The organism is Actinoplanes sp. TFC3, assembly GCF_001553785.1.
In the GTDB taxonomy this organism is placed as follows: domain Bacteria; phylum Actinomycetota; class Actinomycetes; order Mycobacteriales; family Micromonosporaceae; genus Actinoplanes.
The window spans coordinates 407,387-428,897 of record NZ_LOJP01000001.1; the positions used below are offsets into that span (position 1 = coordinate 407,387).

Sequence of the window (21,511 nt, forward strand, 5' to 3'; positions counted from 1 at the left end):
CGGCTGGGGTCTTGGTGCGTGAGAAGAGGCGGCGCCTGCGGGATGGTCTCGCCACATCTGGTTGTGTCGTGCCCAGCGGCGAACCGGACGCTGCGGGCGACCGCGGACCGGGTGCGGGCGGGTGCAGGTCAGGCCGCGTCGGGAAGGCTGAAGCCGAGAAGCCGGTCGGAGAAGTAGCGGCGCCCGCGGGGGCCGGGGAGGTCGGGACCTCGGGGGCTGAGTCGGGGCGGCCGTGGAGGCGTTCGGTGCGCAGGCGGGTGGCTGCCAGGGTTCCGCGAGCGGCTGCGGCCACCGTGAAGACTGCGGCGACGATGATGCCGATGTGGCCGTTCAGGGGGATGATGCCTACCGCGCCGCCGATTACCCAGGCGATCATCAGCACGGTTTCGGAGTGGGCGAAGGCGCTGGCTCGCAGGCGTTCGGGGACTCGTTCTTGGATGCTGGCGTCCACGGCTAGCTTGGAGATGCCGCTGAAGATGGAGGCCACCAGCGAGAACAGGGCCACCATGGGCAGCGTGAAGAAGATCGCGGTCAGCACGGCGACGCCGGCGGTCAAGGTGAGGCCGCTTGATTGCAGGGCGGCCGGGCGGCGGATGCGCAGGCGGGTGCCCACGGCGGTGGCCAGGAAGGTGCCCACGGCCAGCGCGCCACCGACCACGGCCACGGCGCCTTGGCTGCCGATGTCGGTGCCGAACAAGGTGGTGCTCAGCCCGCCCGCCTTGACCGCGAAGGCCAGGTAGAGCAGCAGGAACCCGTACAGACAGCGGAAGCTGGCGCTGCCGATCAGCGTGTTGATGACCAGGCGGCCGGACAGCGGCCGGTCCTCCGAGCTGCGGCGCAGGCGCAGCATGGTGCGGAACGGGCGGGGCACGGCTTCCGGGGGATCGGAGTCGGCTCGGGGCGGCAGCCGCAGGGCGATGACCATGCCGACCAGAAAAATGATCGAGGAGACGCGCAGGGGCCACTGCGGACCGAACTTGAAGGCCAGCAGACCGATCGGGGCGACAACCGCGCCTGCGAACGTACCGTAAACGCTTGCTCTTGCTCCTACTTGCGACAGCCCGACGCCCTCGGGCAGCAGGCGCGGGACGGCGGCCGAGCGGGCGACGCCGTAGGCGCGGGACAGAGCCAGGACGCCGAAGGCCGCGGGATAGAGGCCCCAGCCCAGAAGATTGTCGGAGATGACGTACGCCAGGAAGGCCCGGCCCAGCATGGTGACCGCCAGCGCGTAGCGGCGGCCGTGCCGGAAGTGATCGAGCAGTGGGCCGGCCACGGGGGCGAGCAAGGCGAACGGCACCATCGTGATCAGCAGGTAGAGCGCGACCTTGCTTCTTGCCTCGCCCAGCGGGACGTTGAAGAAGATCGTGCCGGCCAGACCGATTGCGATCAGGGTGTCGCCGGCGCAGGACAGGGCGTGCAGGTCGAAGAGGCGGATCATGCCGACCTCGTTCGCGGCCCCCCTGGCCCGGGCGTCACCGACCCGGCGGGTGGCCCAGGCCGTGCCCAGCATGCCGCCTCGCACCAGTATCCGCAGCGTCTTGATACCGGTGCCGACGGTGCGTCCGATCGTGGGAAGCAGCGGCATCAGCCCATCCTTTCTCATCGTGTCGAGTCCCGGGAGAGCGGCGTGCCGCCAATATCTGGGGGAGTCGTTGCGTGGGGGCGCGGCGGGTGGGGGACAATGACCGGGTGACGACCAGGACCACCGCAATTCGTGCCGCCCGCCTCGATCAGGTCTGCGCCGATGCCGTCGGGGTGGCCCGGGGTGCCATCACCGAGGTCGATGCCGCCGATGTGGGCGATCACATCGAGGTGGTGGCTGAGGGCGACCGTGTCGTCACGCACTTCTTCGAGAGCCATCTCGCCGGCTACCGGGGATGGCGCTGGGCGGTGACCGTGACCCGGGTGCCGCGCTCCCGGCATGTCACCGTCTGCGAGACCGTCCTGCTGCCCGGCCCCGACTCGCTGCTCGCGCCGGGCTGGGTGCCCTGGAACGAGCGGGTGCAGCCGGGCGACCTCGGCGTCGGCGACCTCATGCCGACAGCGCCCGACGACGACCGGCTCGCGCCGGGCTATGTGCTCAGCGACGACTCGGCGGTTGAGGACGTGTCGTGGGAGCTGGGTCTGGGCCGCTCCCGCGTGATGTCGCGCGAGGGCCGCATCGAAACAGCGCAACGGTGGTACGACGGGGAGTCCGGCCCGGAAGCCCCGATCGCGACCGCCGCCCCCCGCAACGCCCGCTGCGGCACCTGCGGCTTCTACCTGCCCCTGGCCGGCACGATGCGCGCAATGTTCGGCGTGTGCGGCAATCTGTACGCCCCGGACGACGCCAAGGCGGTCAGCGCCGATCACGGCTGCGGAGCCCACTCGGAGGCGCTGCTGGGCGCGTCGGAGCAGCCGGTCGAAGAACTACCGACGGTCTACGACGACAGCGAGGTCGAGTCGGTCGCGGTCAGCCGAGCGCCCGGCTCGGTCGAGGCCAGCGAGCCCGCCGAGGACTACGGCCACAGCTGACCGGCCTGGTCGTGAAGGCCGGCCGGCCCGGCCGCGAAGACCGGCTGAGGGTTTGGGCGGCGCCGACGTGCTGCGCGGTGAGGCGCCGGCTGGGCCTGAACTGGCCACGGCCGAGGCGGTAGGGGCTCAGGCCGGGCCGTTGATGGTGAACTCGGGGTGGCTCAGGGCTCGGCGGTGACGGCGGTTGGCGTCGTGCTTGAGCATGGTGAGCAGGCCCGGGATGCCCGAGAGGACCCCGGCGAGGCAGGTCCACAACCAGCGGTCGGGGGCGCCGGCCAGCAGCAGGATCACCCCGACGACGGCGAAGGCAGCAATGCCACCCAGCGCGAACGGGACCATCGGCGGGTCGAGCGGCTCGGGACGCGGCTTGCTCCCCGTTACTGCGTCCAAACCATGCGACCTGCCGGTCGCCGCCGCCCGGTCGGGGGAACCGGGCGGCTCGGGCACGGCGGCGGGGGTTTTAGCGGGAGACAGGTCGGCCACGCTCTGAGGGTACGTCCCGCGAGATCGCCTGTGTTGACCCGTGATGGTTGTAACACTGCTGACCTTTCACCGGCGCCGCCAACCTGCTTCGATGCGCGTAGAACTTGTGCGACCGACCCCCCCCGTGAAGAGGAACGATGACCGTCGACTCGTCCGTACGTACGGCTAAGAATGGTTTTGATCGATTTTTTGAAATATCTGCCCGGGGGTCGACGATCGGGCGGGAGGTTCGCGGCGGGCTCGCCACGTTCTTCACGATGGCCTACATCGTGGTGCTCAACCCGCTGATCCTTGGCGCCGGCGTGGACGCCACCGGGTCGAAGCTGCCGATCGCTGCCCTCGCCGCCGGAACCGCACTGGTCGCCGGGTTGATGACGATCCTGATGGGCGTCGTGGGGCGCTTCCCGCTGGCGCTGGCCGCCGGGCTGGGCGTGAACGCGCTGGTCGCCTATGAGGTCGCGCCCGAGATGACCTGGGCCGACGCGATGGGCCTGGTGTTCATCGAAGGCGTGATCATCGCCGTGCTGGTGCTGACCGGGTTGCGTACCGCCGTCTTCCGGGCCGTCCCCACCCAGCTCAAGACCGCCATCGGCGTGGGCATCGGGCTGTTCCTGATGATCATCGGTCTGGTCGACGCCGGCTTCGTGCGGCGCGTCCCGGACGCCTCGGGCACCACCGTCCCGGTTGAACTGGGCATTGGCGGCAAGTTGTCGAGCTGGCCGCTGCTGGTGTTCTGCCTCGGGCTGCTGCTCACGCTTGTGCTGTTCGTGCGCAAGGTGCGCGGCGCGATCCTCATCGGCATTCTGGCCACTACCGTGCTGGCGATCATCGTCGAGGCAATCGGGCACATCGGCCCGTCGTTCGTCGACGGCAAGCCCAACCCGTCCGGCTGGTCGCTGAACGTGCCGACGCTGCCCGGCAAGATTGTGGACGTGCCGGACCTGTCGCTGCTCGGCAAGTTCAACGTGCTCGACTCGTGGGGCCGCGCGGGCTGGCTGGTCGTGCTGATGTTCGTGTTCACTCTGCTGGTCACCGACTTCTTCGACACCATGGGCACGATGGTCGCGGTCGGTCAGGAGGGTGGCCTGATCGCGTCGGACGGGATGCCGCCGCGCACCCGGGAGATCCTGCTCGTCGACTCGGTGGCCGCCGCCGCTGGTGGTGCGGCCAGCGTCTCCAGCAACACCTCGTTCATCGAGAGCGCCTCGGGTGTGGCCGAGGGCGCGCGCACGGGTGTGGCCAACCTGGTCACCGGCATTCTGTTCCTGCTGGCGATGTTCCTGGCGCCGTTGGTCACCGTGGTGCCCTTCGAGGCGGCGTCGACCGCGCTGGTCGTGGTCGGCTTCCTGATGATGCTGTCGGTGCGCCAGATCGACTGGACCGACTACGAGATCGGGATCCCGGCGTTCCTGGCGATCACACTGATGCCGTTCACGTACTCGATCTCCAACGGCATCGGAGCGGCGATCATCTCGTATGTGGTGATCAAGCTGGCCGTCGGTAAGGCGCGAGAGGTGCACCCGCTGCTGTACGGCGTGGCCGTGCTCTTCGTTCTCTACTTCCTGCGGGGCCCCCTCGAAGGTCTGCTCTGAACCGTCCGGGCCGGGTGACTACGCTCATAGGCGTATGCGATGTCGTTAGCCAAGCTCATTAGCTAGGCTAAGTAACGTGATGGAGCGGTCGGTGGCGGAGCGGGTTTCAGCCGAGCAACTGGCCATTACGCTGCGCGAAGCGATCACCCGGCTCGGCCGGCGGGTGCGTCAGGCCCGCCCTATCGGGGATCTCACGTTCAGCCAGCTTTCCGCGCTGACCAGCCTCCAGCTGGCCGGGGCGCTGACCCCGCGGGAGCTGGCCGATGTCGAACGGGTCCAGCCGCCGACGATGACCAAGATCGTCGGCAAGCTCGAGGAACGCGGGCTGGTTGCGCGTACCCCCCATCCAACCGATCGCCGTCAGGTCATCCTGGCGGCGACCGAGGAGGGCCGGGCGGTGTACGCGCAGTTCGAGAAGGCGCGCAACGAGTGGCTGGCTCGGCAGCTCGCCGAGCTGACGCAGGAGGAACGCGACACGCTGGAGCGTGCCGCGGCGATCCTGCACCAGGTGGCCCGGGCGTAGGTCCGCTCAAGCCAGGCTCCGAGGTCGTTCCGTCACATGACGATGACGCGTACGACCGACGAGGAGGCGCACCCGAGTGCGGGCAGTGCTGAGCACGACATTCCGGTCCCTGCAGGTCCGTAACTACCGGCTGTTCTCGATCGGTCAGCTGGTGAAGCTGGTCGGCGTGTGGATGATGTTCACCGCCCAGGACTGGTTGGTGCTCGACCTCTCCGGCAACTCGCCGGGTGCGCTCGGCGTGGTCACCGCCCTGCAGTTCACCCCGGTTCTGCTGCTCACGCTGTTCAGCGGCAAGCTCGCAGACCGCTACGACAAGCGCAAGCTGCTGATCGTGGCGAACACCGTCTTCGCAGTCACCGCCATTGTCTTCGCGATCCTGGTGGCCAGCGGCATTGTCCAGCTCTGGCACGTCTTCCTATTCGCCTGCCTGTTCGGCATTGCGAACGCCGTCGAGACCCCGGTGCGCCAGGCCTTCGTCTCCGAGCTGGTCGAGATGCCGCTGCTGCCCAACGCGCTCGCGCTGTCGGCCGCTACCTTCAACACCGCCCGCATCGGTGGTCCGGCCCTCGCCGGGGTTGCGCTGGCGATCTTCCACACCGGCCCGGTCTTCCTGATCAGCACGGTGCTGGCGATCGCGCCGATCTTCACCTACACCTCGATGCGCGCGACCGATCTCTACCGCTCGCTGCGCAAGGCCAAGCCCGGAGACACCAAGATCATTGACGGATTACGGTACGTCGGGAAGCGCCAGGATCTCCTGCTCCCGATCGTCCTCATGGCCGCCGTCGGCATGATCGGCTTCAACTTCCCGGTGACCCTCGCCGCGCTGGCAAAGATCAACTTCAACGCCGGCCCGTCCTCGTTCGGCTTGCTAACCACCGCGCTGGCCGTCGGCGCCCTGGTGGGAGCGCTGGCCGGCAGCGGTCGCAAGGCGCGCCCGGGGGCGTACCGGGTGCTCGTGCCCGCCATCTTGTTCAGCGTCTTCGAGGTGGCGGTGGGCTTCTCGCCGAACTTCGTCGTGGCGCTGATCCTGCTCGTGCCGACCGGGTTCTTTTCGATCTACCTCGCGCAGGCCGCCAACCACCGCGTCCAGATGGGCGTGCACTCGGAGTTCCGCGGCCGGGTGATGGCGCTGTACGTGCTGGTGTTCCTGGGCACCACCCCGATCGGCGCGTCGCTGGCCGGCTGGTGGGGCGAGCACTTCGGGGTGCCGTCGAGCATCTGGGTCGCCGGGCTGTTCTGCCTGGTTGCCAGCGTCGTCGCGCTTGCGTGGCAACTGCGGGTCAGCGGCGACAAGCTGAGCATGCACGGCGGGTTGACCTTGGTTCACACCTCTGCTCCAGAGAGGGAGCCGGTGTCAGTGAGCGACGCTGCCGCCTGAGGCTTCCGCCGTCGCTGCGCTCGGGTTGCAGGCGCGGATCGCTTTGACCAGGCGGCTGTGGTCCATGTACTCCTCCGGGCGCAGGGTGGCGCCGAAGTGCTCGCTCAGCGACTCGCGGATGACCTGGCCGAGGTCGGCGTACAGCTCGATGAGCACGTCGTTGTGCGAGGCGGCGACCACGGCCCGGTGGAATGCGGCGTCGGCGTCCACGAACCCGTCGCGGTCGGAGGCGGCCCAGGCCTGCTCACGCTGGGCGTACAGGGTGTCGAGGCGGTGCAGGTCGTCGTCGGTGTGGCGCCGGGCGGCGTAACCTGCGGCGGCGACTTCGAGGGTGCTGCGCAGCTCACGGACGTGCTCGGGGTCGGCGGCTGCGAACCGGCGCTGCATGACTCCGGCGAGTTCGCTGGTGGCGGCGACGTACGTGCCCGACCCCTGGCGGATGTCCAGCAGGCCGTTATGGGCGAGCGCACGCACCGCCTCGCGCACCGTGTTGCGGGCCACGCCCAGCTCAGCGACCAGCTCCGGCTCGGTCGGGATGCGTGAACCCACCGGCCAGGCACCCGAGGTGATCTGCTGTCGGAGGCGGACGATCACCTGACCGGCGAGAGTCCCCGCCCGGGGGACCGGTCCTAGATTCATCCCATGATTCTATGATGGTCTTCATGGTCGAGACCAGCATCCGTACCCGATACGTGGCAGTCGCTGGTCTGCTGCTCGTCGCGGTCAACCTGCGGCCCGCCGTGACCAGCCTCGGGCCGGTTCTTGAGGAGGTGCGCGAGAGCCTCGGCATGCGAGCATCAACGGCCGGCTTCCTGACCTCGGTTCCGGCTGTCTGCTTCGCGCTGATCGGCTCGTTCGCGCCGCTGCTGGCCCGGCGCTGGGGGACCGGTGGAGCCGTGGCCGCCGGTGTCGTCGCGCTGACCCTTGGCCTGGTCCTGCGCCCGTGGGCCGGGGGAGCGCCGCTGTTCCTGGCGCTTACCGCGTTGGCTCTGGCCGGGATCGCCGTGGCCAACGTGCTGCTGCCGGTGATCGTCAAGCAGCACTTCCCCGACCGGGTCGCCATGATGACCGGCTTCTACTCGGTCGCGCTCAATCTCGGCGCTTCCACAGCCGCCGCCGTCACGGTCCCGCTCACCGGTGCCTTCGGCGGCGATTGGCGGTACGGACTGGGCGCTTGGGCGCTGCTCGCGCTGCTGGCAGTCCCGCCGTGGCTCGCCCTGGCCCGTGACCGCGATCGTGGACCCGCCCGGGCGCCGGAGCCCGGTGTGCAGTTACGCCGCAACCCGATCGCGTGGTCACTGGCGGTGTACTTCGGCTTGCAGTCGACCTCCGCGTACGTGGTCATCGGCTGGCTTCCGCAGATCTTCCGGGACGCCGGCATCTCCGCGGGCACCGCCGGTGTGCTGTTCGCGGTCACCTCGGTGCTGGGCGTCCCGTTGAGCTTCGCCCTGTCCGCCGTCGTCGGCCGGCTCCCCCGGCAGAGCGAGATCACCGTCGTCATCGGGCTGTTCGGCGTGGCCGGCTACGGCGGCCTCTGGGCTGCCCCGGCTGCCGCGCCTTGGCTGTGGGCGATCCTGTTGGGCGTAGCCAACTGTGCTTTCCCGCTGGTCCTGACGATGATCGCATTGCGCGGGCGCTCTGCCGGGGTGGTTGCGCGGCTGTCCGCGTTCGCGCAGAGCACCGGATACCTGCTGTCGATCCCCGGCCCGATCATCGTCGGCGCGCTCTACGACCGCAACGGTGACTGGCATCTGCCGCTCGCCCTGATGACCGCGCTGATGATCCCGCAGATGATCGCCGGCTGGTTCGCCGGCCGCGATCGGCGCATCGGTTGATACTCGTCGATCTCGCAGAATGCTGACAGGTCAACTCATCCGTTCGGCTCTCTCCGTTCCCCCTGGGGTTCGCCTAGGTTCAGGCCGTGGCAATCACGCACATCGTTGTGCTTGCGACGGCGTTGCTGACGCTGGTTTTCCTGCCTTGCGCCCTTGCCGCCGTAGTGCGCCCGGAGGTCCGGGCTGTGCGCCGCTCGTGGGTCCAGCACGCGCGGCGGGATGCTGATGTCTACCGCTGCCTCGACCGCAATCTGGGGGCGGAAAGCCCCTGGGTACGCCCGGCGTGGCCGGAACCGTGCATGGACCAGATCGCGGCGGACCTACGCCGGCTGGGCCGCGAGCGGGGGCGGGGACTGTGTGCCGAGTCGATGCGCTGGCAGGCGGCGGTGCTGCAGGCGTACGACGACCGGTTGCTGATCGCGAGCAAGGCGCTCGGGGTCACCCACCGGCTGGCCACGCTGGACGGCATGGACCGTGACCTGGAGCGGCTGCGGATCGAGGAGGAGCTGCGGGCTGCGGGGCTCAAGCTGCTCTAAGTTGATACGGGTGCGGCTGTTCGTAGCGGTCTACCCGCCTGACGAAGTGCGCCGGCATCTGCGCTCGCGGCTGGACACTGCGGTGGCGGGCCGCCGGGTGCGGCTGACCCGGATCGAGAAGTGGCACATCACGCTGGCCTTTCTCGGCGAGGTGCCGGTCCTGGACGGTCTCGTCGAGGCGCTGGAGACCGTCACCGTGCCGCGCGGGCTGCCGTTGCGCCTGCGCGGCGGGGGTGGCTTCGGCGGCCGGGTGACCTGGGTCGGCGTCGAGGGAGAACTGAACGAGTTGGCGCGAGACGTCCGGACGGCGTTCAAAGTCGGGGATCCGCGGCCGTTCCACCCACACCTGACCATCATGTACGCCCACGATCGAGCTGTTCGCGAAGCGCTGGACGGCTATGCGGGTCCGCCGTGGACCTTGGACGAGATCGCGCTGGTCCAGAGCCTGCCCGACGGCACCTACGAAGTACGCTTCAGTCGGCGATGACGTTGCCCCACGGGTACCCGACCCATGGTCCGGTCCCAACGAGCGGGCAGTGCTGTTCCATCGCCTTCTTGACCACCACGTAGTCGGCGGGGGCTCGCCGGTACATCAGGTCGACCAGGTTGATGTCGTACGCCACCCTGCCGTCCTCCCAGCGGGCGTCATAGTGCAGCACCCGCTTGGGGCGGCGCAACCATCGCGAGGTCTCGGTGCGTGCCTCCGCGCGAAAGGCGACAGGACAGTCGGGAATCAAGAGCTTTCGCGGGCTGCCGGGCCGCCGCCGAACAAGACGTCGTCCCAGCTGGGCAGGCGCTTGCGGGGCTTGGCCGACGACTCCTCGGCCTCCGGTTCGCCCTGAGCGCCGACCGTGCGGCGGGGGCGCAGCACCGCGAGGCTGGGCACTGCGGGGACTTCCTTGGGCAGGTCGGCGTCGTCGTCGAAGGCCGAACCGGCACCACCGCCGCCACCGAGCAGCGCGGCGGCGCCACCGGCGACCGGGCGCCGGGGCGTCTCCGGGGCGGGCGGCTCCAGGCCGCGGCCCGGCCGGTCGTTGCTGAGCGGGCGGTCGAGCGAGGCCAGCAGCGCGTCGCGGCCGGCGCGGATCGGGTCGCGGACCGGGCGCGGCGAGTCGGTCTGGGGCAGGCCCCGGCCGAGGCTGCGCGTGGGCGATTCGGTGCGCGACGGGCCGGGCAGTCCGTGGCCGCCGCGCTCGTGGAGGGTGCGCTCCGGGGCCGGCTCCTGACCCAGGATCGGGGTGGGGCGCTCGGCGCACAGGTATTGGGCCATGTCGTCGTGCGGCGAGACGACCTGGCGGCCCTTGTCGAGGTTCCACACGGCCTGGGCGGTGGCCTTGCCCGAGGGCCAGGTGGCGATGATGCGCCAGGTGCCGTCCTCGCGCCGGAAGGCGTCCCAGGAGATCTTTTCGCTGTCGACGCCGTGCTGGGCCAGCCGGGCGTCGACGACCTCGGCCAACGGGGCGCCCGAGTCGGAGGTTTTCAGCCGGGTGCGGCGAGCGTGCTGGGCGAGCATGGCCCGCTCCTGCAGCACCGGACCGGCATAGCGCAGGACGCGGTCGACGGGCACGCCGGCGACCCGTGCCACGTCCTCGGCGGACTCGCCGGAGCGGATGCGCGCCTGGATGTCGCGGGGGGACAGCGAAGCCATGGTCTCGGCCTGGGCGACCGCGATGGCGGTGCCGGCGGCCGTGGACACCACGGTGCCGCCCTCATGGTGCAGGGCGCCGCTGATCCGGTCGTCGATGGGAAGCGCCAGGAGCCGCCCGACCTCGTCGGCGAGCACCAGGGCCTGACCGTCCTCGGAGAGGGCGACGAAGCGTACCGGCCGCATGCGTTGCCTCCGTCCCGTCTTTCAGTCGCCTCCGTGCTCCGAGCCTCAAGCACCCGGGCGCGTTTCGGAACACGGTACGCGCCTTGGTCACCCAATGGTGGTAAGCCACGCCGTCTAACTCATTGACCTGCGGAGATGATCTTCGGGTGTTTCTCAGCCGTTGGCAACCCGGCGGCCGGCGTACTCGGTGGCGCGGTGCGACGGATACTGGATCAGGTTGTCCAGCTGATCCTCCTCATAGCCCGGCTCCTGATAGGCAGCGTCCTGGTAAGCCGGCTCCTGGTAAGTGGGCTCCTTGTAGGCGGGGCGCACGCGGAACTGACGGCCGTAGTCCATCATGCCGTCGATCAGGCGGTCCACGTCGCGCGCCGGGCGCACCACGAGACGCATGAACTGGCTGGTCATGCCCAGTTTGTTGCCGCACTCGCGGGTGTAGACGCCATGGTTGGCGACCAGGTAGTCGCGCAGGCCGGTGCCGGACCACTCGGTCGGCAGCTTGACCAGCACGAAGTTGCCCTGCGAAGGAAACACCGTCAATCCGGGTACGCGGGCCAGCTCGGCGGCCATCGAGCGGCGATCGCGGCTCAGCAGTCGCAGGCTGTCCTCGTACTCCTGCTCATGCTCATGAATCATGTAGACGACCTTCTCGGCCAGCGAGTTCAGGTTCCACTTGGGCAGCGCCTTGCCGATTTTGGCGGCGATCGCCGGGTTGGCCATCAGGTAGCCGAAGCGGATGCCGTGCAGGCCGAAGTTCTTGCCCAGGCTCTTGAGCACTACCGCGTTGGGCCGGATGACCGCGTCGGGACCGGCCGACGGATACTGCTCGGCGTCGGAGAAATCGATGAACGACTCGTCGATGACCACCAGGTCGAGGTCGCTGAGCGCGTCCATGAACCGCACGATGTCGCGGCGCGGCAGGTAGTTGCCGTCCGGGTTGTTGACGTTGCAGACCACCGCCACGCGTGAACCGCGGTCCCTGATGAACGCGACATAGTCCTCCAGGTTGAGCCGGAAGCCGTCGCGCTCCTGCAGCGGGAACATGTCGACCCGCTTGCCGGTCTCCAGCGGCTGATCGGTCCAGCGGCCGAAGGTGGGGATCGGGATCGCGATGCTCTCCTTGATCAGGAGGTGGTCGATCCAGGTGATCAGCTCGGTGGAGCCGTTGGCCATCGCGACCGTCTGCGGGTGCAGGCCCAGCACCGAGGCCAGCTTGGCGGTGATGCTCTGCGAGTCGCTCGGGTAGTACTTGAGGATGTTCTTCAGGTCGCGGGAGAGCTCGTCGAACATCGCCGGCGTGGGGAAGTACGGGTTGCACGGGATGCAGAAATCGACGATCTCCACTCCTTCGCCCGCGCTGCGCGCCAGGTCGAAGTAGGAGGCCGAGTGTGCCCCCTTGTGCAGGATTGAGGTGTCGATTCCGGTCCGCGCCATCGTTCCTCCCGGTTTCCGTGTGCCGCCCGTCTGTACGAGCGGCACCCGGGAATCGTTCAGAGGCGATCGATGACGTAGTCGATGCATCGCGTGAGCGCCTCGACGTCGGCCGGGTCGACCGTCGGGTACAACGCGATGCGTAGCTGGTTGCGGCCCAGCTTGCGGTACGGCTCGGTGTCCACGATGCCGTTGGCCCGCAGCACCTTGGCGATCGCGGCGGCATCCACGCCCTCGGTGAAGTCGATCGTGGCCACCGCGTTCGAGCGCAGCGCCGGGTCGGCAACGAACGGCGAGGCCACCGGCGAGCGATCCGCCCAGCCGTAGATGGCGGCGGCGCTCTCCGCGCTGCGCTTGACCGCCCACGCGAGCCCGCCCTGCGCGTTCATCCAGTCGATCTGCTCGGCGGCCAGGAACACCGTGGCCAGCGCCGGGGTGTTGTAGGTCTGCTCGAGCCGCGACTGCTCGATCGCGGTCACCAGGTCGAGGAACTGCGGGATGTAACGGCCCGACCCCTTGATCTCGTACGCCCGCTCGATCGCGGCCGGCGACATGAGCGCGATCCACAGCCCGCCGTCCGACCCGAACGCCTTCTGCGGAGCGAGGTAGTAGACGTCGGTCTCGCTCAGGTCCACGTCCAGGCTGCCGCCGCCGGAGGTCGCGTCGGTGAGCAGCAACGCCCCCGCGTCGGCGCCTGCCACGCGCTTGACCGGCACGGCCACACCGGTCGAGGTCTCGTTGTGCACGCTGGCGTACGCGTCCACGCCCGCCTCGGCGCTCAGGAACGCGGCGTTGCCACCGGGGGCCTTGTGCACGGTGGGCTCGGCCAGGAATGGCGCATCCGTGACCGCCTTGACGAACTTGGCGCCGAACTCACCGAACTCCGCGAACTGCGCCTTGTCGCGGATTAGCCCGAACGTGGCGGTCTCCCAGAACGCGCTGGTGCCGCCGTTGCTGATGATCACCTCGTAGCCCTCGGGCAGCCCGAAGAACTCCCCGATGCCGCGGCGCATCCGGGCCACCTGGTCCTTCACCGTCTTCTGCCGGTGCGACGTGCCCAGGTAGGTGGTGGCGACCTCGGCCAGCGCATGCACCCCTTCGGGCCGCACCTTGCTGGGGCCGGACCCGAACCGACCGTCGACGGGCTTGAGGTCGTCGGGGATGCGGATCGGGTCAGTCACGAGGTCCTTCTTTCACATGCTCAGGCCGGGGGCCTACAGATTATGCGGGACGGCGTCCCAGCCCTCGACGTCCTGCGGCTTGCGGGGCTCGGCCCCCACATAACGCGCACTGGGCCGCACGATGCGACCGAGTTTCTTCTGCTCCAGGATGTGCGCGCTCCAGCCGGCCACCCGGGCGCAGGTGAACATCGAGGTGAACATGTGCGAGGGCACCTCGGCGAAGTCGAGGATCACCGCGGACCAGAACTCCACGTTCGTGGCGAGCACCCGGTCGGGCTTGCGGGCTTGAAGCTCGGCCAGCGCCGCCCGTTCCAGCGCCGCGGCCACCTCGAACCGCGGCGCGCCCAGCTCCTTGGCCGTGCGCCGCAGCACCCCGGCGCGCGGGTCCTCGGCCCGGTAGACCCGGTGACCGAAGCCCATCAGGCGCTCACCGCGGTCGAGCACGCTCTTGACGTACCCCTCGGCATCGCCACTTCGTTCGACGGCCTCGATCATGTGCAGCACGCGCGAGGGTGCACCGCCGTGCAACGGCCCGGACAGCGCGCCGATGCCCGACGAGATGCACGCCGCCGCGTCGGCCCCGGTGGAGGCCACGATGCGGGTGGTGAAAGTGGAGGCGTTGAGACCGTGCTCGGCGGCCGAGATGAAGTAGGCGTCGACGGCCTTGACGTGCCGAGGGTCGGGCTCACCGCGCCAGCGCTTCATGAACCGCTCGACGATGGTCTGCGCCTTGTCGATGTCCTTCTGCGGCACGGCCGGCAACCCCAGCCCCCGGGCGGCCTGGGCGACGAACGACAGCGCGGTCACCGACACCCGGGCCAGGTCGCTGCGCACCTGCTCCTCGTCGATGTCCAGCAACTGGGACAGCCCCCAGTACGGCGCCAGCATCGCCACCGCCGACTGCACATCGACGCGGATGTCACCGGAGTGCACCGGCACCGGGAACGGCTCGGCCGGCGGCAGCCCCGGGCCGAAGCGACCGTCCACCAGCAACGCCCACACGCTGCCGAACGACACCTGGCCGATCAGATCCTCGATGTCGACCCCGCGGTAACGCAGCGCGCCACCGGCCTTGTCGGGCTCGGCGATCCCGGTCTCGAAGGCGATCACGCCCTCCAGGCCCGGCTTGAAATCGGACACAATGCCCTCCTGGAGTCCGCAATGTCACCCGTGGGTGTTTCATCTTGCCGCTCGGTGACCGGTTGGTCGACCCACGGGAATGTGCTGTCTGCGACACCTATCCTCGCCGAGGTGACGCGCGCGCGAAGCAGATCTAGGTTCGTTGTGCCGATTGGGGAAAGAGGAGTTTTGTGACATCGTCACCTCAGCCGCCCGCTGCCATGCGGCGCGACTACAGCGAGCGCGGGCCGCTGCTCGAAACAGACCTGGCGCCCGGTTGGGCCGCCCAGTTCGGCCGCTGGTTCGCCGACGCGCTGGAGTTCGCGCTGCCCGAGCCCAACGCGATGATCGTGGCCACGGCGGATTCCACGGGCCGGCCCAGTGCGCGGACCGTACTGCTCAAGGCGTACGACGAACGCGGTTTTGTGTTCTTCACCAACTACACCTCGCGCAAGGGCACCGAGGCGCTGGCCAACCCGCAAGCCAGCATCGTCTTCCCGTGGCATCCGATGCAGCGGCAGGTGCTGGTCGGCGGCACTGTGGAGAAGGTCGAGCGGGCCGAGACCGAGGAGTATTTCGCCTCCCGGCCGCGCGGGTCGCAGCTCGGCGCCTGGGCCAGCCCGCAGAGCCAGGTGCTGCCCGACCGGGCCACGCTGGATGCCGGGCTGGATGCGGTGGTCGAGCGTTTCGGCGCCGGCGGTGAGGTGCCCCCACCGCCGCACTGGGGTGGGCTTCGCGTGATCCCGGAGACTGTCGAGTTCTGGCAGGGACGGACCAGCCGTCTGCATGACCGGCTGCGCTTTCGCCGTACCGATGAAGGAAGTTGGATCGTGGAACGGCTTGCCCCGTGAGCCAGGAACCGGTGGAGGCCGCCGAGCAGGCCACCGAGCAGACCGTCAGGGAAGAGCGCAGGAGTTGGGTGATCGACCTCCGGCCGCTGCGCGAGGTCGCCTACCGGCGGATGTGGCTCGGCAACGGTGTCTCGTTCTTCGGCTTCCAGTTCACCTCGGTCGCGGTGCCGGTCGAGATGTATGCGATCACCCATTCGTCGGCCTGGGTCGGGTTGCTGGGCATCGCGGGTCTCGTACCGCTGCTGATCTTCGGCCTGTGGGGTGGCGCGGCGGCCGATGTGGTCGACCGGCGCAAGCTGCTGCTGGCCAGCTCGACCTTGGCCTGGCTGTCCACCGTCGGGCTGCTGGTGCAGGCTTTGCTCGGCGTGCACAGCGGCGTGCTGTTGCTGGTGCTCACCGCGGTGCAGTCAGCCGGGTTCGCGGTCAGCTCGCCGACCCGCCAGGCGATCATCCCGCGCATCGTGCCGGCCAGCCTGGTCCCGTCGGCAAACACGCTGAACTACACCACGACCACCGCGGGCGGGGTGCTCGGACCGCTTGCCGCCGGGCTCATCCTGGGCGCCTGGTCCACCGACACCGGCGTGACCATCGCCTACGCGGTCGACGCGGCCCTGTTCACCATCTCCTTCTGGGCCACCTACCGGCTGCCGGCCATCCCGCCGATCGAGCACGTCGAGGGCGAGGACAAGCCGACCGCCGGGCTGCGCGGCATCGCCGTCGGCCTGCGCTTCCTGGTCACCCAGCCGGTTCTGCTGCTCTCCTTCGGCGTCGACATCATCGCGATGGTGTTCGCCATGCCGCGCGCACTGTTCCCGGAGATCGCCGAGGACCGGTTCGGCGGCGGATCGGCGGTTGGCTGGCTGTTCGCCGCGATCGCGCTGGGCTCGGTGGTCGGCGGGCTCACCTCGGGCTGGATCGGCCGGGTCAAACGCCAGGGCATCGCGCTGGTGATCGCGGTGGCGGCCTGGGGCGTGGCGATCGGCTTCTCCGGCCTGGCCGATTCGCTGTGGCTGATGGTGCTGCTGCTCGCCGTCGGTGGTGCGGCCGACCTGGTCAGCGCGGTCTACCGGCAGTCGATCCTGCAGGTGTACGCCCCGGACCGGCTCCGCGGGCGTCTGCAGGGCGTCTTCACCGTGGTGGTCGCCGGCGGCCCGCGCCTCGGTGATCTCCGCGCCGGGGCCACCGCCGACCTGACCGGCCCCACCGCGTCCTGGGCCGGGGGCGGGTTCGTCGCGGCCGGCCTGGCGGTCGTGCTCGCGATGGCCTTCCCGGCGCTGCTTCGATACCGTCCGCCGTCGGACGCCGAGGCGAAGGGCTAACCTCTTGCCCATGACGGAGCGCAGCGTAGTCATCATCCACCACATTCCGCTTGTGCCTCGCGGCGCCGGGGAGCGAAGCGAGGCGGTGGCGTGAGCGTCGTTGCCAAGTCCGGGACCCAGTGGACCATCGAGGCGCAGGGCCACCGGGCCGTCCTCGCGGAGGTCGGCGGCACGCTCCGGCACTACTCCGTGGGCGGGCGCGAGGTCCTGGACGGCTTCGGGCCCGATGAGATCGCCCCGGCCTCGGCCGGCACGGTGCTGGCGCCGTGGCCCAACCGGATCCGCGACGGCCGGTATACCTTCGAGGAGCAGAACTACCAGCTGGCGCTGACCGAACCGGCCCGCCAGACCGCCCTGCACGGGCTGGTCAGCTGGTCGCGGTGGAAGCTAGCCGAGCAGCGCACCGACTCGGTCACCCTCGAGTACGACCTCCCGGCCCAGGTCGGCTACCCCTGGGACCTCACGCTGCGCACCCGCTGGACGGTCTCGGCCGACGGGCTGCGCTCGGATCAGGAAGTCACCAACACCGGCGACGCGAACGCGCCGTGGGGCTTCTCCGTGCATCCCTACCTGCAACTGCCCGGCGTGGCCGTGGACGACACCCTGATGCGGGTGCCGGGGCAGAGCCGGATCCTCGCCGACTCCCGGCTGCTGCCCATCGGCGCGGTCAAGGTTCACGGCACCGAGTTCGACTACACCGAGCCGCGCCGCATCGGTGACGCCGTGCTCGACACCACGTGGGGTGACCTGATCCGCGACGAGGGCGGCGGCTCGTCGGTCACGATCGCCGCGCCCGACGGCAGCCAGTCGGTCACCGTCTGGGGCGACGACAAGTTCCACTGGTGGCAGGTTTTTACCGGCGACACCCTGGAGGGTGAGCGGTTCCGCCGCTCGTTTGCCATCGAGCCGATGACCTGCCCGCCGGACGCCTACCGCTCGGGCCGCGACCTGATCGTGCTTGCGCCGGGCGGCTCGTGGCAGGGTTCCTGGGGCGTGCGCCCCTCGCAGGGCTGAGCCGATGGAATTCGACGAGGTCGTGCGGCGGCGCCGGATGGTCCGCACGTACGACCCCGACCGGCCCGTGCCTCCCGAAATCATCGACAAGCTGCTCAAGCACGCGCTGCGGGCCCCGTCGGCCGGCTTCTCCCAGGGCTGGGGCTTCCTCGTGCTGCAGACGCCGGAGGACCGCGACCTGTACTGGTCGGTTACGTCCTCCGGCGGCGAGGCCGACTCGTGGCTGCAACGGATGCGCACCGCGCCGCTGATCATCGTGGCGATGTCCAACAAGTCGGTCTACCTCGACCGCTACGCGCAGCCGGACAAGGGCTGGGCGGATCGCGCCGAGAGCCACTGGCCGGTGCCGTACTGGGACATCGACACCGGGTTCGCCGCGCTGCTGATGCATCTGACCGCCGTCAACGAGGATCTCGGGTCGCTGTTCTTCGGCCTTCCACCCGGCAAAATCGAGGCGTTTCGCGGCGCTTTTGGGGTACCCGAGCAGTTTATGCCGATTGGTGTGCTCACCGTGGGTTACCAAGCGCCGGATAAGAGGTCACCGTCACTGCGGCGCGGCCATCGGCCGGTGGACGAAGTGGTGCATCATGGCCGGTGGGCCGCGACACCGCCGGCTGGATAGGCTGAGCGGGACTCGGCCGCGAGGAACCGGAGGGGGCGTGTCGTCGTGATCTTCAAAGCGGTACGGGATGGAGCGCCGTACCCCGAGCATCACACGACGCTCAAGGCGTGGGCCGAGATCCCGCCCCGGCCCATCCGGCTGGCCGACCTGATCACCACCAAGCGTGAGCTGGCCCTGGACAAGTTGCTGGCCGAGGACTCGACCTTCTACGGCGACCTGTTCCCGCACGTGGTGGAGTGGCACGGCGGCCTCTACCTGGAGGACGGGCTGCACCGGGCGCTGCGGGCCGCGCTGCAGCAGCGGAACCAGATCCACGCCAGGGTGCTCGTCATCGACAACTAACGCTGTTAGTTTCGGCGGATGGGCGATGCTGCGCTGGACCTGCTCGACGTTGACGACCTGCTGAGCGACGAGGAACGCGACGTGCGGGCGGTCACGCGTCGCGTTGTTGCTGACTTGGTACGACCACGGGTCGCTGACTGGTATGAACGCGGGGCTGTGCCCGTACGGGAGCTGGCTCTTGAATTTGGCAAGCTCGGCCTGCTCGGCATGCACCTGAGCGGTTATGGCTGCGCCGGAGCGTCGGCCGTGCAGTACGGCCTGGCGTGCCTGGAACTCGAAGCCGCCGACTCGGGCGTGCGCTCCTTGGTGTCCGTGCAGGGCTCGCTGGCCATGTACGCCATCTGGAAGTACGGCAGCGAGGAGCAGAAGCAGCAATGGCTGCCCGGCATGGCGGCCGGCGAATTGATCGGCTGCTTCGGCCTGACCGAACCTGATCACGGCTCGGACCCCGCGAACATGTCCACCCGGGCTCGCCTCTCCGGCTCCGACTGGATCCTCAACGGCGGCAAGATGTGGATCACCAACGCGCCGGTCGCCGAGGTAGCCGTGATCTGGGCGCGCGCCGACGAGGGTGTGGCCGGGTTCGCCGTGCCCACCTCGACCAGCGGATTCTCGGTGCGCGAGGTCAAGAACAAGCTCTCCCTGCGCGCGTCGGCCACCGGCGAGATCACCCTCGATGACGTGCGCGTCCCGGTCTCCGCCCGGCTGCCGGCCGCCCGGGGTTTGCGGGCTCCACTGTCCTGTCTCACCGAAGCCCGATTCGGCATCATCTGGGGGGCGTTGGGAGCGGCTCGGGACTGCTTGGAAACCGCCATCTCGTACGCGCTGAGCCGGGAACAGTTCGGCAGGCCGATCGCCGGCTTCCAGCTCACCCAGGCCAAACTCGCCGACATGGCCGTCGAGCTGCAGAAGGGCTACCTGCTCGCCCTGCACCTGGGCCGGCGCCGGGACACCGCGGAACTGCGCCCCGAACAGGTGAGCATCGGCAAACTCAACAACGTCCGCGAGGCCCTCAAGATCGCTCGCCAGTGCCGCACGATTCTGGGTGCCAACGGGATCAGCGGTGAATATCCAGTGCTCAGGCATGCGAACAACCTGGAGAGCGTGCTGACCTACGAGGGCACGTCCGAGGTGCACCAGCTGGTGATCGGACAGAAGTTGACCGGCTTGAACGCATTCTCCGGCTGAAAAAATGTCGCAGCCGGTCTCTACGGTGGGTATACAGCAGGTATAACGCAGAAGGGGGTGGGTCCGGATGGCGGAGCCGCAAGCGCCGGCGGTCAGCGAACCAACAAGCGAGTATCCGGCCGTGGAGGAGCCCACCACCCCACCTCCCAGTCGCGTGGGCGGTTTTGCCCGGGTGCTGATCTTCTTCGGCGTGGTGTTCGCGCTGATCGTGGCCATGTGTCTGGGACTGCGGGCGCTCAACGTGCTGCCCAGCTTCGACAACCCGTTCTCTGACAAGACCACCGACCGCAGCCAGCCGGTGCTGCTGCAGTCCATGCGTGACCTGAGCCGCTACGTGGCCGCCGACGGCACCTTCCAGGTGATCGTTGACCTGCAGCAGAACAAGGAGAACGTGCCCGACTTCCTGCTCAACGAGCGGACGCTGTTCGTCGGCTCCGGCACCGTCGAGGAATACGTCGACTTCAGCAAGCTGTCCACCGACGCCCTGAGCGTCGACGAGGGCAACAAGACCATCACCATCAAGCTACCGGCCCCGGAGCAGGGCCAGGCAGCCCTCGACATGAACAAGAGCTACGTGGTGGCCGAGGAGCGAGGCCTGCTCAACCGCCTCGGCGACGCCTTCAAGTCCGACCCGAACCAGCAGCAGCGCGTGTACCAGCTCGCCCAGCAACGCATCACCGAAGCGGCTACCAGCAGTGGATTGGACCAGCGGGCGCGGCAGAACACGGAGAAGATGTTGCAGAGCTTGTTCGCTCGGCTCGGGTACACGACTGTGACGGTTACGTTTACCAATCCTTAGAGCTGCGGGCTGGTCCTTGGAGCTGTGGGGGGCTGGGACGGGATGCTGCTGGGCGGATGACGAGGGGGCGGTCGCGCGGCCGGGCGGTGAGGCGGCGGGCTGATTGAGGCTGCGGGCGGGCGGTGCGGTCAGCGACTGTCCAAAGTGCAACGCCAGGTATAGCGTCAGGAACCGAACCCACAAGCCCACCCAAGGGAGCGGGTATGGCGGCCAACGACGTACCGCGGCCCATGGCGCTTCAGGGCGCAGCCAACATGTTTGCGCGGGCCCTGCTGCGAGTTCCGGTGGTTTCCCAAGCTGTCGGTAAGTGGCTCATTGTGTTATATGTCGTAGGGCGGAAGTCGGGGAAGAGGTACACCCTGCCCGTCGCGTATACCCGCCATGATGGGGTCATTCTGATTGGGACGCCGTTCAAGTGGGGCAAGAATGTGCGCTCCGGGGAGCCGTTAACGGTTCGGTACAAGGGGCGACTTACCACCGCCGAGGTTGAGGTTGTCGCAGATGAAGCGGGCGTGGTCCGCGATTATGCGGTCATTTCGAGGCTGAACAACCAGTCGCCAAGTTCAACAAGATCCGGCTGGACAGCGACGGTAGTCCTGACCCCGAGGATTTGCGCCGGGCCTGGACCCTGGGCGCCCGAGTTTTCCGCATAAAGGTGCTGGACGCAGAAGGTACCAAGCGCAAAGGCAGAAGCGGCTAGTCGCGGCGTACGGCAATGTGGTGCGTCGCGGTGACCGCCGCGCCGAGCATCAGCACCGCAACCGCCAAGTACACCGACAGCTGCCCGACGGACGCCTCCCCCGCCGACATCAGCCGCAGCATCGGGTTCACCGGCGGCAGACCCGGCGTCAACGGCACCGCAATCACCACCACCAGGGCCAGGACGAGCGAATACCCCGCCCGGGGTACGACCATCCGTGAGCAAACCGCCCCCACACCCACCCCCACAAACG

Annotated in this window: 23 protein-coding genes; 14 read left to right on the forward strand and 9 right to left on the reverse strand. The window is 69.0% G+C overall.

Annotation, left to right across the window (positions count from 1 at the left end; translation table 11 throughout):
• On the reverse strand, nucleotides 1-1,585 hold a 1,585-nt coding region (locus tag TFC3_RS01850), incomplete at its 3' end, for an MFS transporter (protein ID WP_236717937.1).
• 104 nt (nucleotides 1,586-1,689) lie between these two features.
• Between TFC3_RS01850 and TFC3_RS01855 the strand changes: the two genes are divergently transcribed.
• Entirely contained in the window at nucleotides 1,690-2,514 is an 825-nt protein-coding gene (locus TFC3_RS01855) for a DUF3027 domain-containing protein (RefSeq protein ID WP_236717938.1), read from the forward strand.
• A 126-nt stretch (nucleotides 2,515-2,640) separates the two neighbouring features.
• Here TFC3_RS01855 and TFC3_RS01860 read toward each other — a convergent pair whose 3' ends face one another.
• Nucleotides 2,641-2,853 (reverse strand): DUF2530 domain-containing protein, encoded by a 213-nt coding sequence (locus TFC3_RS01860; protein ID WP_067494707.1) that lies wholly within the window; start codon nucleotides 2,851-2,853, stop codon nucleotides 2,641-2,643.
• 281 nt (nucleotides 2,854-3,134) lie between these two features.
• On the opposite strand from TFC3_RS01860, the gene TFC3_RS01865 reads away from it, so the two are divergent.
• The 3 genes from TFC3_RS01865 to TFC3_RS01875 all read left to right on the forward strand — a co-directional run bounded on the left by TFC3_RS01865 (nucleotide 3,135) and on the right by TFC3_RS01875 (nucleotide 6,493).
• Nucleotides 3,135-4,589, forward strand: coding sequence for an NCS2 family permease (locus TFC3_RS01865; RefSeq protein ID WP_067494710.1), 1,455 nt, complete (start codon nucleotides 3,135-3,137; stop codon nucleotides 4,587-4,589).
• A gap of 79 nt (nucleotides 4,590-4,668) precedes the next feature.
• Nucleotides 4,669-5,112 carry a MarR family transcriptional regulator gene (locus TFC3_RS01870; RefSeq protein ID WP_067494713.1) on the forward strand — a complete coding sequence of 148 codons (444 nt, stop codon included), beginning with the start codon at nucleotides 4,669-4,671 and terminating at the stop codon, nucleotides 5,110-5,112.
• 76 nt (nucleotides 5,113-5,188) lie between these two features.
• Entirely contained in the window at nucleotides 5,189-6,493 is a 1,305-nt protein-coding gene (locus TFC3_RS01875) for an MFS transporter (RefSeq protein ID WP_082771812.1), read from the forward strand.
• On the opposite strand, the gene TFC3_RS01880 is transcribed toward TFC3_RS01875, so the two are convergent.
• Nucleotides 6,470-7,132, reverse strand: a complete 663-nt coding sequence (locus TFC3_RS01880; RefSeq protein ID WP_067494716.1) for a FadR/GntR family transcriptional regulator — start codon at nucleotides 7,130-7,132, stop codon at nucleotides 6,470-6,472. The genes TFC3_RS01875 and TFC3_RS01880 overlap by 24 nt on opposite strands.
• A gap of 23 nt (nucleotides 7,133-7,155) precedes the next feature.
• On the opposite strand from TFC3_RS01880, the gene TFC3_RS01885 reads away from it, so the two are divergent.
• The 3 genes from TFC3_RS01885 (at nucleotide 7,156) to thpR (ending at nucleotide 9,351) form a co-directional block, all read left to right on the forward strand.
• A complete protein-coding gene (locus TFC3_RS01885; protein WP_067505748.1) occupies nucleotides 7,156-8,328 on the forward strand; it encodes an MFS transporter in 1,173 nt (390 codons plus the stop codon).
• Between the two features lie 86 nt (nucleotides 8,329-8,414).
• Nucleotides 8,415-8,864, forward strand: coding sequence for a hypothetical protein (locus TFC3_RS01890; RefSeq protein ID WP_067494719.1), 450 nt, complete (start codon nucleotides 8,415-8,417; stop codon nucleotides 8,862-8,864).
• Nucleotides 8,865-8,874: 10 nt separating this feature from the next.
• On the forward strand, nucleotides 8,875-9,351 hold the full coding sequence (gene thpR / locus TFC3_RS01895; protein WP_067494722.1) for an RNA 2',3'-cyclic phosphodiesterase: 477 nt from the start codon (nucleotides 8,875-8,877) through the stop codon (nucleotides 9,349-9,351).
• On the opposite strand, the gene TFC3_RS01900 is transcribed toward thpR, so the two are convergent.
• The 5 genes from TFC3_RS01900 to TFC3_RS01920 all read right to left on the reverse strand — a co-directional run bounded on the left by TFC3_RS01900 (nucleotide 9,338) and on the right by TFC3_RS01920 (nucleotide 14,444).
• Nucleotides 9,338-9,541: a hypothetical protein gene (locus TFC3_RS01900; RefSeq protein ID WP_067494725.1), complete on the reverse strand. Its 204-nt coding sequence runs from the start codon at nucleotides 9,539-9,541 to the stop codon at nucleotides 9,338-9,340. The two genes, thpR and TFC3_RS01900, sit on opposite strands and share 14 nt — an antisense overlap.
• A gap of 56 nt (nucleotides 9,542-9,597) precedes the next feature.
• Nucleotides 9,598-10,695, reverse strand: coding sequence for a septation protein SepH (gene sepH / locus TFC3_RS01905; protein WP_067494727.1), 1,098 nt, complete (start codon nucleotides 10,693-10,695; stop codon nucleotides 9,598-9,600).
• Nucleotides 10,696-10,848: 153 nt separating this feature from the next.
• Nucleotides 10,849-12,126, reverse strand: coding sequence for a histidinol-phosphate transaminase (locus TFC3_RS01910; protein WP_067494730.1), 1,278 nt, complete (start codon nucleotides 12,124-12,126; stop codon nucleotides 10,849-10,851).
• A gap of 56 nt (nucleotides 12,127-12,182) precedes the next feature.
• Nucleotides 12,183-13,304: a phosphoserine transaminase gene (serC, locus tag TFC3_RS01915; protein WP_067494733.1), complete on the reverse strand. Its 1,122-nt coding sequence runs from the start codon at nucleotides 13,302-13,304 to the stop codon at nucleotides 12,183-12,185.
• Between the two features lie 33 nt (nucleotides 13,305-13,337).
• Nucleotides 13,338-14,444: a citrate synthase 2 gene (locus tag TFC3_RS01920; RefSeq protein WP_067494736.1), complete on the reverse strand. Its 1,107-nt coding sequence runs from the start codon at nucleotides 14,442-14,444 to the stop codon at nucleotides 13,338-13,340.
• Between the two features lie 200 nt (nucleotides 14,445-14,644).
• Between TFC3_RS01920 and pdxH the strand changes: the two genes are divergently transcribed.
• The 7 genes from pdxH (at nucleotide 14,645) to TFC3_RS01955 (ending at nucleotide 20,558) form a co-directional block, all read left to right on the forward strand.
• Complete coding sequence (pdxH, locus tag TFC3_RS01925; protein WP_067494739.1) at nucleotides 14,645-15,274, forward strand: pyridoxamine 5'-phosphate oxidase; 630 nt, start codon at nucleotides 14,645-14,647, stop codon at nucleotides 15,272-15,274.
• A complete protein-coding gene (locus TFC3_RS01930; protein WP_082771813.1) occupies nucleotides 15,271-16,593 on the forward strand; it encodes an MFS transporter in 1,323 nt (440 codons plus the stop codon). The genes pdxH and TFC3_RS01930 overlap by 4 nt, the downstream gene beginning before the upstream one ends.
• A gap of 90 nt (nucleotides 16,594-16,683) precedes the next feature.
• Nucleotides 16,684-17,607, forward strand: a complete 924-nt coding sequence (locus tag TFC3_RS01935; RefSeq protein WP_067494742.1) for an aldose 1-epimerase family protein — start codon at nucleotides 16,684-16,686, stop codon at nucleotides 17,605-17,607.
• Nucleotides 17,608-17,611: 4 nt separating this feature from the next.
• Nucleotides 17,612-18,229, forward strand: coding sequence for a nitroreductase family protein (locus TFC3_RS01940; protein ID WP_067494746.1), 618 nt, complete (start codon nucleotides 17,612-17,614; stop codon nucleotides 18,227-18,229).
• A 45-nt stretch (nucleotides 18,230-18,274) separates the two neighbouring features.
• Complete coding sequence (locus tag TFC3_RS01945) at nucleotides 18,275-18,571, forward strand: type II toxin-antitoxin system VapB family antitoxin (protein WP_015618600.1); 297 nt, start codon at nucleotides 18,275-18,277, stop codon at nucleotides 18,569-18,571.
• Between the two features lie 18 nt (nucleotides 18,572-18,589).
• A complete protein-coding gene (locus TFC3_RS01950; RefSeq protein WP_067494749.1) occupies nucleotides 18,590-19,759 on the forward strand; it encodes an acyl-CoA dehydrogenase family protein in 1,170 nt (389 codons plus the stop codon).
• 67 nt (nucleotides 19,760-19,826) lie between these two features.
• Nucleotides 19,827-20,558 carry a DUF4230 domain-containing protein gene (locus TFC3_RS01955; RefSeq protein ID WP_067494752.1) on the forward strand — a complete coding sequence of 244 codons (732 nt, stop codon included), beginning with the start codon at nucleotides 19,827-19,829 and terminating at the stop codon, nucleotides 20,556-20,558.
• Nucleotides 20,559-21,254: 696 nt separating this feature from the next.
• Here the strand turns inward: TFC3_RS01955 and TFC3_RS01960 are convergent.
• The coding region (locus tag TFC3_RS01960) for a hypothetical protein (RefSeq protein ID WP_236717939.1) at nucleotides 21,255-21,511 on the reverse strand (257 nt) is incomplete at its 5' end.

What these genes read in the sequence shown, in the direction of transcription:
- TFC3_RS01940 (WP_067494746.1), top strand. Translation starts at nt 17,612, where the DNA reads ATGGAATTCGACGAGGTCGTGCGGCGGCGCCGGATGGTCCGCACGTAC.
- TFC3_RS01865 (WP_067494710.1), top strand. Translation starts at nt 3,135, where the DNA reads ATGACCGTCGACTCGTCCGTACGTACGGCTAAGAATGGTTTTGATCGA.
- sepH (WP_067494727.1), bottom strand. Translation starts at nt 10,695, where the DNA reads ATGCGGCCGGTACGCTTCGTCGCCCTCTCCGAGGACGGTCAGGCCCTG.
- TFC3_RS01950 (WP_067494749.1), top strand. Translation starts at nt 18,590, where the DNA reads ATGGGCGATGCTGCGCTGGACCTGCTCGACGTTGACGACCTGCTGAGC.
- TFC3_RS01880 (WP_067494716.1), bottom strand. Translation starts at nt 7,132, where the DNA reads ATGAATCTAGGACCGGTCCCCCGGGCGGGGACTCTCGCCGGTCAGGTG.
- TFC3_RS01885 (WP_067505748.1), top strand. Translation starts at nt 7,156, where the DNA reads ATGGTCGAGACCAGCATCCGTACCCGATACGTGGCAGTCGCTGGTCTG.
- pdxH (WP_067494739.1), top strand. Translation starts at nt 14,645, where the DNA reads ATGCGGCGCGACTACAGCGAGCGCGGGCCGCTGCTCGAAACAGACCTG.
- TFC3_RS01955 (WP_067494752.1), top strand. Translation starts at nt 19,827, where the DNA reads ATGGCGGAGCCGCAAGCGCCGGCGGTCAGCGAACCAACAAGCGAGTAT.
- TFC3_RS01860 (WP_067494707.1), bottom strand. Translation starts at nt 2,853, where the DNA reads ATGGTCCCGTTCGCGCTGGGTGGCATTGCTGCCTTCGCCGTCGTCGGG.
- TFC3_RS01910 (WP_067494730.1), bottom strand. Translation starts at nt 12,126, where the DNA reads ATGGCGCGGACCGGAATCGACACCTCAATCCTGCACAAGGGGGCACAC.
- TFC3_RS01870 (WP_067494713.1), top strand. Translation starts at nt 4,669, where the DNA reads ATGGAGCGGTCGGTGGCGGAGCGGGTTTCAGCCGAGCAACTGGCCATT.